The 16319-nt window shown below is 65.3% G+C and carries 17 protein-coding genes; 11 read left to right on the plus strand and 6 right to left on the minus strand.

Going from position 1 to position 16319, the window contains the following annotated elements; translation table 11 throughout:
• From yidC to dapE, 9 genes are all read left to right on the plus strand, one after another.
• A complete protein-coding gene (gene yidC, locus ACE10W_RS37920) occupies nt 1-1848 on the plus strand; it encodes a membrane protein insertase YidC (protein WP_038966085.1) in 1848 nt (615 codons plus the stop codon).
• Between the two features lie 112 nt (nt 1849-1960).
• On the plus strand, nt 1961-2614 hold the full coding sequence (gene yihA / locus ACE10W_RS37925; RefSeq protein ID WP_028175985.1) for a ribosome biogenesis GTP-binding protein YihA/YsxC: 654 nt from the start codon (nt 1961-1963) through the stop codon (nt 2612-2614).
• Nucleotides 2614-2979, plus strand: coding sequence for a DUF423 domain-containing protein (locus tag ACE10W_RS37930; protein WP_028175984.1), 366 nt, complete (start codon nt 2614-2616; stop codon nt 2977-2979). The genes yihA and ACE10W_RS37930 overlap by 1 nt, the downstream gene beginning before the upstream one ends.
• 108 nt (nt 2980-3087) lie before the next feature.
• A complete protein-coding gene (argB, locus tag ACE10W_RS37935; protein ID WP_011090823.1) occupies nt 3088-3975 on the plus strand; it encodes an acetylglutamate kinase in 888 nt (295 codons plus the stop codon).
• Between the two features lie 182 nt (nt 3976-4157).
• Complete coding sequence (locus tag ACE10W_RS37940; RefSeq protein WP_304553927.1) at nt 4158-5144, plus strand: DUF1036 domain-containing protein; 987 nt, start codon at nt 4158-4160, stop codon at nt 5142-5144.
• 190 nt (nt 5145-5334) lie between these two features.
• Nucleotides 5335-6027: a pyrimidine 5'-nucleotidase gene (locus ACE10W_RS37945; RefSeq protein ID WP_011090825.1), complete on the plus strand. Its 693-nt coding sequence runs from the start codon at nt 5335-5337 to the stop codon at nt 6025-6027.
• Between the two features lie 254 nt (nt 6028-6281).
• The gene (gene dapD, locus ACE10W_RS37950; protein WP_011090826.1) at nt 6282-7127 is read left to right on the plus strand and encodes a 2,3,4,5-tetrahydropyridine-2,6-dicarboxylate N-succinyltransferase; all 846 of its coding nucleotides are present in this window, start codon (nt 6282-6284) and stop codon (nt 7125-7127) included.
• Nucleotides 7128-7382: 255 nt separating this feature from the next.
• Nucleotides 7383-8036, plus strand: a complete 654-nt coding sequence (locus ACE10W_RS37955) for a DUF805 domain-containing protein (RefSeq protein WP_161532428.1) — start codon at nt 7383-7385, stop codon at nt 8034-8036.
• A complete protein-coding gene (dapE, locus tag ACE10W_RS37960; protein ID WP_304549093.1) occupies nt 8033-9199 on the plus strand; it encodes a succinyl-diaminopimelate desuccinylase in 1167 nt (388 codons plus the stop codon). The genes ACE10W_RS37955 and dapE overlap by 4 nt, the downstream gene beginning before the upstream one ends.
• A 168-nt stretch (nt 9200-9367) precedes the next feature.
• Here the strand turns inward: dapE and truA are convergent, their stop codons facing one another.
• From truA to def, 3 genes are all read right to left on the minus strand, one after another.
• Nucleotides 9368-10105 carry a tRNA pseudouridine(38-40) synthase TruA gene (gene truA / locus ACE10W_RS37965; protein ID WP_038966077.1) on the minus strand — a complete coding sequence of 246 codons (738 nt, stop codon included), beginning with the start codon at nt 10103-10105 and terminating at the stop codon, nt 9368-9370.
• A gap of 120 nt (nt 10106-10225) precedes the next feature.
• The gene (gene fmt, locus ACE10W_RS37970; protein ID WP_028175977.1) at nt 10226-11161 is read right to left on the minus strand and encodes a methionyl-tRNA formyltransferase; all 936 of its coding nucleotides are present in this window, start codon (nt 11159-11161) and stop codon (nt 10226-10228) included.
• A 143-nt stretch (nt 11162-11304) separates the two neighbouring features.
• Entirely contained in the window at nt 11305-11829 is a 525-nt protein-coding gene (def, locus tag ACE10W_RS37975) for a peptide deformylase (RefSeq protein WP_011090831.1), read from the minus strand.
• Between the two features lie 171 nt (nt 11830-12000).
• Between def and ACE10W_RS37980 the strand changes: the two genes are divergently transcribed.
• Both ACE10W_RS37980 and ACE10W_RS37985 read left to right on the plus strand, forming a co-directional pair.
• The gene (locus ACE10W_RS37980) at nt 12001-13203 is read left to right on the plus strand and encodes a DNA recombination protein RmuC (RefSeq protein ID WP_161532431.1); all 1203 of its coding nucleotides are present in this window, start codon (nt 12001-12003) and stop codon (nt 13201-13203) included.
• A gap of 192 nt (nt 13204-13395) precedes the next feature.
• A complete protein-coding gene (locus ACE10W_RS37985; protein WP_304549099.1) occupies nt 13396-14769 on the plus strand; it encodes an MFS transporter in 1374 nt (457 codons plus the stop codon).
• Nucleotides 14770-14915: 146 nt separating this feature from the next.
• Here ACE10W_RS37985 and ACE10W_RS37990 read toward each other — a convergent pair whose 3' ends face one another.
• Genes ACE10W_RS37990 through ACE10W_RS38000 form a run of 3 tightly spaced genes read right to left on the minus strand, consistent with a single transcriptional unit; the run spans nt 14916 to nt 16308 of the window.
• Nucleotides 14916-15353, minus strand: coding sequence for a hypothetical protein (locus ACE10W_RS37990; protein WP_304549101.1), 438 nt, complete (start codon nt 15351-15353; stop codon nt 14916-14918).
• A gap of 30 nt (nt 15354-15383) precedes the next feature.
• On the minus strand, nt 15384-15986 hold the full coding sequence (gene recR, locus ACE10W_RS37995) for a recombination mediator RecR (protein ID WP_304549102.1): 603 nt from the start codon (nt 15984-15986) through the stop codon (nt 15384-15386).
• Between the two features lies 1 nt (nt 15987).
• Nucleotides 15988-16308, minus strand: a complete 321-nt coding sequence (locus tag ACE10W_RS38000) for a YbaB/EbfC family nucleoid-associated protein (RefSeq protein WP_304549103.1) — start codon at nt 16306-16308, stop codon at nt 15988-15990.
• Nucleotides 16309-16319 lie beyond the last annotated feature (11 nt).

A 16319-nucleotide genomic window follows, 5' to 3' on the forward strand; every position in this document is an offset into this window, starting at 1 on the left:
ATGACCGACAATCGCAATACCATCCTCGCCGTCATTCTATCGGGCCTCGTGCTGATCGCCTGGCAGTATTTCTACAACGTGCCGGCGATGGAGAAGCAGCGCGCCCAGCAGCAGGCGCAGGCCGAGCTCCAGAAGACCACGCCGCAGCCGACGGCCTCCGCGACGCCGGGGGCCACGCCGCAATCCGGCGGTGCCGCGCAGCCGTCAACGCCGGCAGCAGGCCAGCAGGCTCAGCCGGTCGTCGCCCGCGACGCCGCGATTGCGGCCAGCCCGCGCGTGAAGATCGACACGCCGCGGATCGCCGGCAGCATCTCGCTGAAGGGCGGCCGCATCGACGATGTCGCGCTGGTGCAGTATCGCGAAACGGTCGATCCGAAGTCGCCGCCGATCGTCCTGTATTCGCCCTCGGGCACCGCTGAGCCCTATTACGCCGAGTTCGGCTGGGTGCCGGCCACGGGCGTGACGGCGAAACTGCCGGACGCGCAGACCCTCTGGCAGCAGGACGGCAGCGGCAGCCTGACGCCGACGACGCCGGCGGTGCTGAAGTGGGACAATGGCGAGGGCCTCACCTTCCGCCGCACCATCTCGGTCGACGACCACTATCTCTTCACCATCAAGGACGAGGTGAGCAATGTCGGCAACGCGCCGGTCACGCTCTATCCGTTCGCGCTGATCTCGCGTCACGGCACGCCGCAGGTTTCCGGCTACTACATCCTGCACGAAGGCCTGATCGGCTATCTCGATGGCTTGCAGGAATACGCCTACAAGAAGATCGACGAAGCCAAGTCGGTGAACTTCAAGGCCACCAATGGCTGGCTCGGCATGACCGACAAGTACTGGGCCTCGGCGCTGCTGCCGGACACCAGTGCCCAGCTCCAGGCGCGCTTCTCGTCGAACCCGGTCGGCAACGTCCACACCTATCAGACCGACTATCTGCTCGATCCCGTCACCGTCGCGATCGGCGGCAGTGCGACGGCGAATGCGCGGCTGTTTGCCGGCGCCAAGGAAGCCGGCGTGGTCGGCATCAACTTCCCGCTCGCCGGCCACGGCGGCTACAACAAGGAACTCAACCTCAACCATTTCGACCTGTTGATCGACTGGGGCTGGTTCTACTTCATCACCAAGCCGATGTTCCTCGGCCTCGACTTCTTCTACCGCTTCTTCGGCAATTTCGGCATCTCGATCCTGCTCGTGACCGTGATCGTGAAGCTCTTGTTCTTCCCGCTGGCGAACAAGTCCTACGCCTCGATGGCGAAGATGAAGTCGATCCAGCCGCAGCTTCAGGCGCTGAAGGAGCGCTACCCTGACGACAAGGTGAAGCAGCAGCAGGAGATGATGGAGATCTACCGCAAGGAGAAGATCAATCCGGTCGCCGGCTGTCTTCCCGTCGTGATCCAGATCCCGGTGTTCTTCTCGCTCTACAAGGTGCTGTTCGTCACCATCGAGATGCGGCAGGCGCCGTTCTACGGCTGGATCAAGGACCTCTCCGCGCCGGATCCGACCAATCTGTTCAACCTGTTCGGGCTGATCCCGCTCGATCCGACCACGATTCCGGTGTTCGGCCACTACCTCGCGCTCGGCATCTGGCCGATCATCATGGGCATCACGATGTGGTTCCAGATGAAGCTGAACCCGACGCCGCCGGATCCGACCCAGCAGATGATCTTCAACTGGATGCCGCTGATCTTCACCTTCATGCTGGCGGGCTTCCCGGCGGGCCTCGTGATCTACTGGGCCTGGAACAACACGCTCTCGGTGCTCCAGCAGAGCTTCATCATGCGCCGCAACGGCGTGAAGGTGGAGCTGTTCGACAATCTCAAGGCGACGTTCGCGAGGAAGGCGACGTAAGTCACCCACTCCGTCATTCCGGGATGGTGCGAAGCACCAGACCCGGAATCTCGAGATTTCGGATTCGACGCTTCGCATCGCTCCGGAATGACCGCGAAACAAAGAGCTTCGCATGACCGACGACAAAGATGCGAAGCTGATCGAGGCCGGGCGAAAGCTGTTCGCGCGCGACTGGCAGTTCATCTGGGCCTCGCCCTCGATCCAGACGCTGCCGCCGATGGACGGGCTGGAGATCGCCTTTGCCGGCCGCTCCAATGTCGGCAAGTCGAGCCTGATCAACGCGCTCACCGGCCGTAACGCGCTGGCGCGCACCTCGCATACGCCGGGCCGCACCCAGGAGCTGATCTTCTTCGAGGTCCCCGGAAAGAAAGACCTGCGCCTCGTCGACATGCCCGGCTATGGCTACGCCAAGGCACCGAAGAGCCAGGTCGCGTCCTGGACCGAGCTGATTCATAAATTCCTGCTGGGCCGCGCCAGCCTCGCGCGCGTCTATGTGCTGATCGACGCGCGGCACGGCCTGAAGGACGTCGATCTCGATATCCTCGGGACGCTCGACCGCTCCGCCGTGAGCTACCAGATCGTGCTGACCAAGGCCGACCAGGTGAAGCCCTCCGAGCTTGCCTCGCGCATTGCCGAGACCGAGGCCGCGCTGGCCAAGCATCCGGCCGCGTTCCCGAACGTGCTCGCGACCTCGTCGCGGAGCGCGACGGGCATGGCCGAGCTGCGCGCCGCGATGGCGAAGCTGCTGGAAGAGCGGAGTTCGTGATGGCCGCGCATCGCCTGTTGATTGGGCTTGCCGGCTTGATGGGCGCCGCCGGCGTCGCGCTGGCCGCCGCCTCCGCCCATGGCGGCGACGCGAGCCGGCTTGCGTCGGCCAGCGCCATGCTGCTGTTTCATGCAACTGCCATACTTGCGACGGTCGCGCTGCTCGCGCGCGGCCTTCTGCACGGCGGAATTGGCCTCATTGCCGCGTCCGGCTTCGTAGGCGGCGCCGCGCTGTTCGCGGGCGATCTCACCTTGCGGCAATTTGCCGGGCACTCGCTGTTTCCCTACGCGGCGCCGACCGGTGGGACGGTGATGATCTTGAGCTGGCTGGCGGTGACGCTGGCGGCCGTGGTGGCGCAGAAATAGCGCTCGATCTTCCCCTCCCCTGGAGGGTAAGAACCAACACCCACTTTGCGCTGCCCCCGCCAATCGGATAGAACGCGGCCCGACAGTCCCGCCAGCGAGATCCGCCTCATGACCGACATCTCCCCGCTCGACCAGGCCCGCATCCTGTCCGAAGCGCTGCCGCACATGCAGCAGTATGACGAGGAAACCATCGTCATCAAATATGGCGGCCATGCCATGGGCGACGAGGAGACCGCGAAGAACTTTGCCCGCGACATCGTGCTGCTGGAGCAGACCGCGATCAACCCGGTGGTCGTGCATGGCGGCGGGCCGCAGATCGCGACCATGCTCAAGCGCCTCGGCATCCAGTCGGAATTCGCCGCCGGCCTGCGCATCACCGATGCCGCGACCATCGAGATCGTGGAGATGGTGCTGGCCGGCTCCGTCAACAAGCAGATCGTCGGCTATATCAACGAGGCCGGCGGCAAGGCCGTGGGACTATCCGGCAAGGACGCCAACATGGTGAAGGCGTCGAAGACGACGCGCACCATCGTCGATCCGGGCTCGAACATCGAGAAGGCGATCGATCTCGGCTTCGTCGGCGACCCCGAGAAGGTCGACCTCACGCTGCTCAACCAGCTGATCGGCTACGAGCTGATTCCGGTGCTGGCGCCGCTCGCAACCTCCAAGGAAGGCCAGACGCTGAACGTCAACGCCGACACCTTTGCCGGTGCCGTCGCGGGCGCGCTGAAGGCCAAGCGCCTGTTGCTGCTCACCGACGTGCCGGGTGTGCTCGACAAGTCGAAGAAGCTGATCCCGCAATTGTCCGTGAAGGACGCGCGAAAACTGATCGCCGACGGCACCATTTCCGGCGGCATGATCCCCAAGGTCGAGACCTGCATCTACGCGCTCGAACAGGGCGTCGAGGGCGTCGTCATCATCGACGGCAAGATGCAGCACGCGGTGCTGCTGGAGCTGTTCACCAACCAGGGCACGGGAACGCTGATACATAAGTGAGGCGCGAGCGAACAAAGAGCGGCGTCATGGCCGGGCAACAGCGCGAAGCGCGTCTTCGCGAAAATGTCCCGGCCATCCACGATCTTTCGCCCCGCGCCAAGAACGTGGATGCCCGGGACAAGCCCGGGCATGACGAGCCGAGAGAGCGACGGCATCGTCGCTCGGTCGTGACCCGTTTCCTGATGACGCTGCCGGCTGCGGCCGTGTCATTCGTCTTCTCCTCCGCCCCCGCCTTCGCCGACCTCAAGATCTGCAACCGCATGTCCTATGTCGTCGAGGCCGCGATCGGCATCGACGACAAGGCGGCGACCGCGACGCGCGGCTGGTTCAGGATTGATCCCGCCACCTGCCGCGTGGTGGTGCAGGGCACGCTGACCGCCGACCGCATCCTGCTCAATGCCCGCGCGCTCGGCGTCTATGGCGCCTCGCCGATCCCGCAGAACGGCAACGACATGCTGTGCGTCGCCCAGGACAATTTCGTCATTGCGGCCGCGCGGCAATGCCGCAGCGGCCAGACGCAAGTCCCCTTCACGCAGGTGACGCCGACGCAAGGCGACGACGGCAACCTGGTGACGTATCTCGCCGAGGATTCCGAATATGACGACGAGCAGGCGCGCCTCGCCGGCATCCAGCGGCTGCTGGTGATCATCGGTTATGACGTCGGGGCGATCGACGGTGTCGACGGACCGAAGACGCAAGCAGCGCTGGCTGCGTTCCTGAAGAGCCGCGGGCTCCCGTCCGACGCCGTGTCGTCGCCAAATTTCTTCAAGACCATGGTCGACGCGACGCAGACGCCGTCGCCGAGCGGCCTGACCTGGTGCAACGACACCCCGCACAAGGTGATGGCGGCGATCGCCACCGACGACGGCAAGTCGGTGACGAGCCGAGGCTGGTACCGCATCGACCCCGGCAAGTGCCTGCACCCCGACGTGAGCGGCCAGCCGAGGCAGATCTTCAGCTTCGCGGAAGCCGTCGACGCCGACAACCGCGCCGTCAAGCTGAAGGACAAGCCACTGAACTGGGGCGGCGAGAAGCAGCTCTGCACGCGCGAGACCAAGTTCGAGACCGTTGAGCAGACCGATTGCGGCGCGCGCGGGTTTGCGGCGACGGGTTTTGGCGCGGTCGACATGTCGAGCGGCGGCAGGACGCTGCGGTTTGCGATGCCGTGATGTGATGATGGCGCTACACATTGCGCCGTCGTCCTGGCGAAACCCAGGACCCATTGCCCCAGGATCGGGTCTGGCGAAGAACGACGACCAGATTGCCCCAATGATCGGTCACGGAGTATGGGTCCTGGCTTTCGTCAGGACGACGATTGAGGGCGGGGCCGCGGCCTCGGTCAACGGATAGAGAGTTGCAATGAACCCACCCCGCGCCTTCACCCATGTCGACACCTGGGTGTTCGACCTCGACAACACGCTGTATCCGCATCACGTCAATCTGTGGCAGCAGGTCGATGCGCGGATCGGCGAGTTCGTGTGCAATTGGCTGAACGTCAGCCCTGAGGAAGCGCGCCATATCCAGAAGGACTACTACCGACGCTTCGGCACCACCATGCGCGGCATGATGACCCTGCACGGCGTGCGCGCCGACGACTATCTCGCCTACGTGCACAAGATCGATCATTCGCCGCTGGAGCCGAATCCGGCGCTCGGCGCGGCCATCGCAAAACTGCCGGGACGCAAGCTGATCCTGACCAACGGCTCGGTCGACCATGTCGGTGCGGTGCTGGCGCGGCTCGGCCTCGCCACCCATTTCGACGGCGTGTTCGACATCATCGCGGCCGAGTTCGAGCCCAAGCCGGCCCCGCAGACCTACCGGAAATTCCTCGGCGACCATGCCGTCGATCCCGCCCGCGCCGCGATGTTCGAGGACCTCGCCCGCAACCTCACCGTCCCGCACGAGCTCGGCATGACCACCGTGCTGGTGGTGCCCGACGGCACCAAGGAAGTGGTGCGCGAGGACTGGGAACTGGAGGGCCGCGACGCCGCCCATGTCGACCACGTCACGGATGATCTGGCGGGGTTTTTGGCGGGGTTGTCGCCTCACTGACCGCCGTCGTCCTGGCGAAAGCCAGGACCCATTACCCCAGGGAGAGGTTGCGGCGCGAGACTGACAACCACGAGTCGTCGTTAAACTCCTCCCTGGGGTAATGGGTCCTGGATCGCCGCTCCGCTTCGCTGCGCTGGTCCAGGACGACGGTGGGGGATGGAGGACGACAGCGGAGTATGCCTTGACTCTCCCCTGCCAAATCCCGAAAAAGCGCCCCAATCCGTCAAAATTCCCGTTCCGAAGAGGAAATCCCGATGTCCCTGTCCGCCCTCGAATCCACCATCAACAGCGCCTTCGACGCGCGTGACGGCATCTCGACCTCGACCAAGGGCGAGGTGCGCGAGGCCGTGGACCAGGTGCTGGAGACTCTGGACAAGGGCGAGGCACGCGTTGCCGAGCGCGGGGCCGACGGCAAGTGGAAGGTCAATCAGTGGCTGAAGAAGGCCGTGCTGCTGTCCTTCCGCCTCAACGACATGGGCGTCATTCCCGGTGGTCCGGGCCAGGCGACCTGGTGGGACAAGGTGCCCTCGAAGTTCGAGGGCTGGGGCGAGAACCGTTTTCGCGATGCCGGCTTTCGCGCGGTGCCGGGCGCGGTGGTGCGCCGCTCGGCCTTCATCGCCAAGAACGTCGTGCTGATGCCGTCCTTCGTCAATCTCGGCGCCTACGTCGATGAGAGCACGATGGTCGACACCTGGGCCACCGTCGGCTCCTGCGCGCAGATCGGCAAGCGCGTGCACATCTCCGGCGGCGCCGGCATCGGCGGCGTGCTCGAGCCGCTCCAGGCCGAGCCCGTGATCATCGAGGACGATTGCTTCATCGGCGCGCGCTCCGAGGTCGCCGAAGGCGTGATCGTGCGCAAGGGCGCGGTGCTGGCCATGGGCGTGTTCCTGGGCGCCTCGACCAAGATCGTCGACCGCGACACCGGCGAGGTCTTCATCGGCGAAGTGCCTGAATATTCGGTCGTGGTGCCCGGCGCGCTGCCCGGCAAGCCGATGAAGAACGGCCATATCGGCCCGAGCACCGCCTGCGCCGTGATCGTCAAGCGCGTCGACGAGCGCACGCGGTCGAAGACCAGCATCAACGAGCTGCTGCGGGATTAAGACTCTCTCCTCCCCCTCTCCCCGTTCTTACGGGGAGAGGGTTGGGGTGAGGGGCCTCTCTCCACGGATGAGATTGCCGTGAGACCTGTACCCCCTCACCCGGATCGCTCCGGACGATGCTTCGCATCGCCGAGGCGATCCGACCTCTCCCCGCAGGCGGGGAGAGGTGAAGAGCCCCTTGCGGCACCTATCGAACCCTCCCTCCCTCCATCGCGACCAATTCCCGGACGGCCTGCGCCGCCCGGAACCTTCGCCATGGACTGGACCTGGTACCTCTTCCGCTTCGACGGCCGCATCAACCGCGCCCTGCTATGGCAGGCGCTGCTGATCGTTGCGCTGCTGGCGGGCTTGCTGGAGATCGTCGGTCAGGTCATCGGGATCCTCGGAGGGACCAGATCCACCTTGAAGCTCGCCATCGACCTCGATTTCGACTTCGGTCTCGACGACCTGTTCAAGCTGGTCGATCCCCGAGCCTCCCGCTCGCTGGCATCCGCCGATCGCGCGACCTCGATCCTCAAGGCGTCCGGCATGGCGCTGTTCTTCTGGATTTATCTCGCGACTACGATCAAGCGACTGCACGATCGCGACAGGAGCGGCTGGTGGATCGTTCCGTTCTTCTTCGTACCCGGCTTGTTCAGTCAGTTCGCGGACCTGCTGCCCAAGACAAACTGGATGCATCCTTTCAGCCTGGCGGTTTCGATCCTGTGGCTGTGGGGCCTCGTCGAAATGTTCTGCCGGCCCGGCACCTCGGGCCACAACCGGTTCGGCCCCGATCCGCTCGCCGACATCGAGGACGGCTCCGCGTCCGCCGCGTCCCCTGCGCAAGGCTGGGACCAGAGCCGCGAGATCGAAATTGTCCCGCCCAACGCTAGCCCACCCGGCGGCATGCATGTTAAGCGGGGCGCATGACCGATGCCCTCTCGATTGCCCGCGATCTCATCCGCTGCCCCTCGGTAACCCCGGCCGATGCCGGCGCACTCGGGGTGCTTGAAAACGCCCTCAACGCCGCCGGCTTCACCTGCCACCGCGTGACGTTCAGCGAGCCCGGCACCGCCGACGTCGACAATCTCTATGCGCGGATCGGCAGCGAAGGGCCGCACATCACCTTCGCCGGCCACACCGACGTGGTGCCGGCTGGCGACGAGAGCGCCTGGAGCGTCGGCGCATTCTCCGGCGAGGTGAAGGACGGTTTTCTGCACGGCCGCGGCGCGGTCGACATGAAGGGCGGCATCGCCTGCTCGGTCGCAGCCGTGCTGGAGCATCTCGCCGCCAACGGCGGCAAGCCGCGCGGCGACGGCACGGGTTCGATCTCGTTCCTGATCACCGGCGACGAGGAAGACGTCTCCATCAACGGCACCATCAAACTTCTGAGTTGGGCCGCCGAGCGCGGCGAAACATTCGATCATTGCGTGCTGGGCGAGCCCTCCAATGTCGAGACGCTCGGCGACACCATCAAGGTCGGCCGACGCGGCTCGCAATCCGGCACGCTGTATGTCGACGGCGTGCAGGGCCATGTCGCCTATCCGCACCGCGCCTCCAATCCGGTGCCGGACATTTCGCGGCTGATCGTTGCCATCAGCGACGAGCCGCTCGACCACGGCAGCGCGCAGTTCCAGGCGTCCAACCTCGAATTCACCTCGGTCGACGTCGGCAACACCGCGAGCAACGTCATCCCCGGCCAGGCCCGCGCCAAGTTCAACATCCGCTACAATGACAACCATACGCAAGCGAGCCTGCGCGAGCTGGTCGAGACGCGGCTGGCAAAGGCTTGCGGCAACCGCATCAAGGCTCGCATCGTCTGGGAGCCGTCGAACTCCAACGTGTTCGTGACCAAGCCGGGTCCGTTCACCGATCTCGCTGTGTCCGCGATCGAAGAGGTGACGGGCCGCAAGCCGGAGCTATCAACCTCAGGCGGCACCTCGGATGCGCGCTTCATCTCCAGCTATTGCCCGGTGATCGAGTTCGGCCTGGTGGGGCAGACGATGCATCAGGTGGACGAGCGCGTGCCGGTGGGGGATCTGGAAAAGCTGACGAAGGTGTATCGGGGGATACTGACGCGGTATTTTGGGTGAGGCGATAGCGCCTCCTGGAATTCCGCTGTCATCGCCCGGCGAAAGCGGGCGATCCAGTATTCCAGAGACAGCCGTGATTGAACCGAGAGGCCGCGGCGTACTGGATTCCCCGCCTTCGCGGGGAATGACAGTGGCGGGTGTCGCGAGAGTTTCCCGCCTCCCGTCTCTCTAATAATCTACCTTCACCAGATACAGCCCGTCCGGCGGCGCGACGATGCCGCAGGCGGCGCGGTTGCGGGCCGCCAGCGCTGCGGAAAGATCGTCCGCGGTCCAGCGGCCTTCGCCGACCCAGACCAGCGATCCCACCATCGAGCGCACCTGGCTGTGCAGGAACGAGCGCGCCGAGGTGATGATGGTGATCTCGCGCCCGTCGCGCAGCACGTCGAGCTGGTCGAGCGTCTTCTCCGGCGACTTGGCCTGGCACTCGGTGTCGCGGAAGGTGGTGAAATCATGCTTGCCGAGCAGGCGCCGCGCGGCCGCATGCATCGCATCGCTATCGAGCCGGCGCGGTACGCGCCAGGCGTGGCCAATGTCGAGCGCGAGATTGGCGCGGGTGTTGACGATGCGGTAGCGATAGTGGCGCTTCACGGCCGAGAAGCGCGCTTCAAAAGTATCGGGTACGATCTCGGCCTCGAGCACCGCGATCGGATGCGGCCGCAGATGCGCATTGAGCCCGTCGCGAAAGCGGCCCGGCGGAAACTGCTTCTCGATATCGACATGCGCGACCTGACCGCGCGCATGCACGCCGGCATCGGTGCGACCCGCGCCATGCACCCGCAGATCCGCACCGGTCATCGCCTTCACCGCCGCTTCCAGTGCGCCCTGCACCGACGGCAGCGTATCCTGCACCTGCCAGCCGAAGAACGGCGCGCCGTCATATTCGATGGTGAGCTTGTAGCGGGGCATCGTTTCCAATTCTGCCGTCATCGCCCGGCTTGACCGGGCGATCCAGTACGCCGCGGCCTATCCGTTCGACCGAGAAGCCTCGGCGTACTGGATACCCCGCCTTCGCGGGGTATGACAGTGTCAGGTGAATTTGGCGCCCGCCTTCAGCGGCACACCACGCAAGAAGTCCGTGGCCTGCATCCGCGCCTTGCCTTCGCGCTGCAGCTCGATGATGCGGATCGCGCCCTCGCCGCAGGCGATGGTGAGCCGGTCGTCGAGCACCTCGCCCGGCGCGCCCGAGCCCTTGGCGAGCTCGCAGCGCAGGATTTTGACGCGCGCGTTCTCGCTGACGCCTGCGAGCTCGGCCCAGGCGCCGGGGAACGGCGACAGGCCGTGGATGTGGCGCAGCACCGCCCGTGCGGGCTTGGTCCAGTCGATCCGCGCCTCAGCCTTGTCGATCTTGGCCGCATAGGTGACGCCGTCCTCGCTCTGCTTCTTGAGCTGGAGCCCCCCGCGGTCGAGCGCGGCCATGGCGCGGACCATCAGGTCGGCGCCGAGGCGCGAGAGACGATCGTGCAGGTCGGCCGCGGTCATGGTGTCCGTGATCGCCAGCCGCTCGGCCATGGCGACATCGCCGGTGTCGAGGCCGACATCCATCTTCATCACCATCACGCCGCTTTCCGCATCATCAGCCATAATCGCGCGGTTGATCGGCGCGGCGCCGCGCCAGCGCGGCAAGAGCGAGGCGTGCAGATTGTAGCAGCCGAGCTTCGGCGCATCGAGGATGGCCTGCGGCAGGATCATGCCGTAGGCGACGACGACGGCGGCATCGGCGTCAAAGGCGCGAAATTCTTCCAGCGCCTCCTCTGTCTTCAGCGTCTTCGGCGTCAGCACGGGAACGCCGAGTCTTCGCGCGGCTTCCTCGACCGGGGTCGGCTGCAATTGCAGGCCGCGCCGCCCGCCCGGCTTCGGCGCGCGGGTATAGACGGCGACGATCTCATGGCCATGCGCGACGAGCTCGAGCAGCGTCGGCACGGAGAAATCGGGCGTGCCCATGAAGATCAGGCGAAGGGGCATCGGAAAAACCTGCGAGGAACGTGATCCAATTACTGTCATTCCGGGGCGGCTCGAAGAGCCGAACCCGGAATCTCGAGATTCTCAGGTGCGCAATTGCGCACCATAGTTCGATGCTGTGCATCGCCCCGGAATGACGGAGAACCTCACTCCGCGCGCTTGGCGGCTTTCTCGAACTTCTTCAGCACGCGGTCGCGCTTCAGCTTCGACAGATAGTCGACGAACAGGACGCCGTTGAGGTGGTCGATCTCGTGCTGGATGCAGGTGGCGTAGAGGCCTTCGGCGTCCTCCTCGTGCACCTTGCCGTCGAGATCGGTGAAGCGCACGCGCACCTTCGCAGGCCGCTCGACCTCCTCGTAATATTCGGGGATCGACAGGCAGCCTTCCTCGTAGACCGACAATTCCTCGGACGAGGCGATGACTTCCGGATTGATGAAGACGCGCGGCTCCGGCTTAGTCTCGCCGTTCTCGTCGCGCTTGGCGAGGTCCATGGTGATCAGCCGCAGCGGCTGGGCGATCTGGATCGCCGCCAACCCGATGCCGGGCGCGTCGTACATGGTCTCGAACATGTCGTCGGCAAGCTTGCGGATCTCCGTCGTGACCTTCTCGATCGGCTTGGAGACCAGACGCAGCTGCTTGTCGGGCAGGATGATGATTTCTCTGAGGGCCATGGCGGGCGATTTAAGCCGGGCGCGACAAGCGGTCAATGAGGCCCGGAACGCGTTAACGATCCGCTAACCATAAAACTTCAGCTTTCGTTAACCATAAAAATTAACGGGGCATTTACCATAAATGTTCGCTATTCGTTCGTGCCGGCAGCCGAATCGGCTAGAAGGACAGGCATGAACGAGATCATTTTCGTGGCTGGCGACTGGCCGGTGCGCACGATCGACGCGCTGATCGGCTTCGGCGTCCTGGTCCTCATCCTGCTGGTTGTGATCGCCGTGGTCATTGCACGCTCGGGGCGGCGCGGGGCGGAACTCGCGATGGCGAATGCGATCCGCGCCGACGAGCTCGAGGAGCGCATCAGCCAGATGCTGCACGCCCAGAGCGAGGCTTCGGGCCGGGTCGATGCCATGACCCAGGCGCTGGCCGGCCGCCAGGCCGAGATGGCACGGGCGGTCAACGAGCGGCTGGATTCGGTGACCCATCGCGTCGGCCAGTCCATGGAGCACTCGACCCGCAACACCATGGAGAGCCTGCACGCCCTGCACGAGCGGCTCGGCATCATCGACAACGCGCACAAGAACCTCACCGACCTCACCACGCAGGTGACGACCTTGCGCGACGTGCTCGCCAACAAGCAGTCGCGCGGCGCCTTCGGCCAGGCCCGGATGGAGGCGATCGTCCAGGACGGCTTGCCGAAGGGCGCCTACGAGTTCCAGTTCACGCTCTCGACCGGCAAGCGGCCGGACTGCGTCGTGTTCCTGCCCGACCAGCGCCCGCTCTGCATCGACGCGAAGTTTCCGCTCGAGGCGATGACCGCGCTGCACGACGCCCGCACCGACGAGGAGAAGCGCATCGCCACGCAGCGGCTGCGCGGCGACGTGATGAAGCATGTCAGCGACATCGCGGAAAAATATCTCGTCACCGGCGAGACCCAGGAGATGGCGCTGATGTTCGTGCCGTCGGAATCGGTCTACGCCGAGATCCATGACGGCTTCGACGACGTGATCCAGAAGGCCTATCGCGCCCGCGTCGTGCTGGTGTCGCCCTCGCTGCTGATGCTGGCGATCCAGGTGATGCAGCAGATCATGAAGGACGCGCGCATGCGCGATGCCGCCGACCAGATCCGCACCGAGGTCATCAAGCTCGGCGACGATCTCGGCCGCCTGCGCGACCGCGTGCTGAAGCTCCAGAAGCATTTTGCCGACGTGAACGAGGACGTCCGCCAGGTGCTGATCTCCGCCGACAAGATCGAGAAGCGCGCCGGACGGATCGAGGAGCTGGATTTCAGCAAGGCCGATACGCCCGCGGAGGGCCCGCACCTGGTGGCGACGGGCGCGGCCGAGTTGTTCCCGAGGAAGCTCCAGGCGGGGGAGTAGATTTTTTAGCACACTGTCATGCCCCGCGAAGGCGGGGCATCCAGTACGCCGTGACAGTCGTTGTTGAGCCGAAACGCCCGTGAGTACTGGATCGTCCGCCTTCGCGGACGATGACGTCGAGGATGTTGAAGGCTCTCCCGCCTCACGGCTACCGCGAGAGTCTTTTCCCCCAGAATCTGCTAACACCTCCCCATGACCGCACCCGACGCGACCTCCGGAACCGTCCAAACCAGCGCTGATGCCCCCGCCGCCTCCTGGCGCGACAGCCTTGCCGTGTACCTGCAACCGCGCGTGCTGATCGTGCTGTTTCTCGGCTTCTCGTCCGGCCTGCCGCTGGCGCTGTCGGGCTCGACGCTGCTGGTGTGGATGCGCGAGGCCGGGGTCGATCTCGGAACCATCGGGCTGTTTGCGCTGGTCGGCACGCCCTACACGCTGAAATTTTTGTGGGCGCCGCTGGTGGACGCGCTGCATGTGCCGCTGTTCACGCGCGCGTTCGGACGGCGCCGCGGCTGGCTGCTGTTCTCGCAGCTGCTGCTGATCATCGCCATCCTGCTGCTGGCGCTGACCGATCCCGCGCGCTCGCCGTTCTACGTCGCGCTCGGCGCGTTGCTGGTGGCGACGACGTCCTCGACGCAGGACATCGTGGTCGACGCCTTCCGCGTCGAGAGCCTGCCGGAGAGCGAGCAGGCCGCCGGCATGGCATCCTATGTCGCGGCCTATCGCATCGGCATGCTGGTCTCGACCGCGGGCGCGCTGTTCATCGTCTCCGGTTTCGAGAGCACCGGCATTTCGCGCACATCAGCCTGGATGTGGGGCTATGTGGTGATGGCGGCGATGGTGCTGATCGGCACGATCACCGCGCTGGCCGCGACCGAGCCCGAGCAGTCGGTGCGGGCGGAAGCCGCAACGCAGGCCGATACGGCGTTCGCGCGCGTGCTGCACGCGGCGATCGGCGCGTTCTCGGAATTCCTGGCGCGCAAGGACGCGCTCGCCGCGCTTGCCTTCGTCGTGCTGTTCAAGTTCACCGACGCCTTCTCCGGCACCATGACGGCGCCGTTCGTGATCGACCTCGGCTTCTCCCGCAACGACTATGCGGCGATCGTGAAGGGCGTCGGCCTTGCGGCGACGCTGATCGGCGGCTTTGCCGGCGGCTTCCTTGCCCGACGCTACCCGCTGGCGACGTGCTTGTGGATCGGCGGCGTGGTGCAGGCGCTCGCCAACCTCTCCTTCTCCTGGCTGGCCTTCGTCGGCACCAGCCAATGGGCGCTCGCCTTCGCCATCACAGCTGAGAATTTCACCAGCGCCATCGGCACCGTGATCTTCGTCGCCTATCTCTCCGCGCTGTGCCAGAACCCGCTGCACACGGCGACGCAATACGCGCTGCTGACCGCGCTCGCCGCGGTGGGACGCACCTATCTCTCGTCGGTGGCCGGCTATGTCGCCAAGGCGACCGGCTGGCCGCTGTTCTTCGTGATCTGCGTGCTGGTGGCGATCCCGAGCCTGATCCTGCTGACATGGCTGCAGAAGCGCGGGCATTTCGAAGAGCTGGGGCCGGTAAGGGTGTGACCACCACTGCTGTCATGCCCCGCGAAGGCGGAGCATCCAGTATTCCAGAGACAGTTGTGATTGACCGAGAAGCCGCGGGGTACTGGATCGCCCGCCTTCGCGGGCGATGACACCGGAGTTGTGGAGAAGGCGTCGCGAATCACCCCCTATTGCTTCTTGATGATGCTCCACTTCGTGACCACGGCTTCGCTCATCTGGCCGGGATCGCTGGCGCAGGCGACTTCGTCGACCTTGATCGAGATTTCCTTGCCGACGAAGGTCTTCAGCTGCGCGGCCTGCGCATCGCCGTTCGGAACGAGCTGGAAGGTCTCTGGACCGGTTTCGAGATTGCACAGCCCGTTCGGCGCCGGCAGGCGGCGCGGCTCGGAGGTGATTTGATACATCGCGATCCGCTTGCCGGCGTTCTTGACGTCGCGCACCTTCATTGCGTTCAATTCGCCGGAGAGCACGTCGCCGGTGTTGATCGGCTTGCCGGGCTTGGGCGGCGGCGGCGCCGCGTCGTCCTGCTGCGCGGAGATGGCCGGCGTCACCAGCAGCATCATCGTCGCGGCCAAAGCCAATCGAGTGGCGAAAAGTTTCGTCATGTCGTCCGTTCCGTGGGGTCTGTAGGATAGCTAGAACAGGGTCCGCTGCCGCATCGCGGCCGATAGCGTACCTTCATCGAGATAATCAAGCTCGCCGCCGACCGGCACACCATGGGCGAGCCGGGTTACTTTTACGTTGGCGTCCTGAAGCAGGTCGGTGATGTAGTGCGCCGTGGTCTGGCCGTCGACCGTCGCGTTCAGCGCCAGGATGACTTCGTGGACCTCGGCAGCATGTGCGCGCGCGACCAGCGCGTCGATGGTGAGATCCTGCGGGCCGACGCCGTCGAGCGGCGACAATGTCGCACCCAGCACATGATAGCGCCCTTGAGTGGCATTGGCCCGCTCCAGCGCCCAGAGGTCGGCGACATCGGCGACGACCACGATGATCGCGGGATCGCGCTTCGGATCGGTGCAGACCGTGCAGGGATTTTGCGTGTCGATGTTGCCGCAGGTCCTGCAGACCTGGACCTTGTCGAGCGCGACCTGGAGGGCCGAGGACAGCGGCATCATCAGCGCTTCGCGCTTCTTGATCAGATGCAGCGCGGCGCGCCGCGCGGAGCGCGGACCGAGGCCCGGCAGCCGTGCGAGAAGCTGCACCAGCCGCTCGATTTCGGGACCTGCAACCGCGCCCATGTTACTGGCCGAACAGCCCCGGCGGCAGGCCGAGCCCGCCGGTGAGCGACTGCATCTTCTCCTGCACGGCGGCCTCCGCCTTGCGGCGGGCATCGCCGAGCGCGGTCACGAGCAGGTCCTCGAGCACCTCGCGCTCTTCCGCCTTCATCAGCGAGGGATCGATCTTCACGCCCTTGACGTCCATCTTCGCGGTCATACGCACCACGACGAGGCCGCCGCCGGAGATGCCTTCGACCTCCACACTGCCGAGCGCGTCCTGCATCTCCTGCATCTTGGATTGCAGCTGCGCCGCCTGCTTCATCATTCCGAGAAAGTCAGCCATAGTCCCGTGTC

The organism is Bradyrhizobium sp. B025 (genome assembly GCF_042257955.1).
Classification (GTDB): Bacteria; Pseudomonadota; Alphaproteobacteria; order Rhizobiales; family Xanthobacteraceae; genus Bradyrhizobium; species Bradyrhizobium diazoefficiens.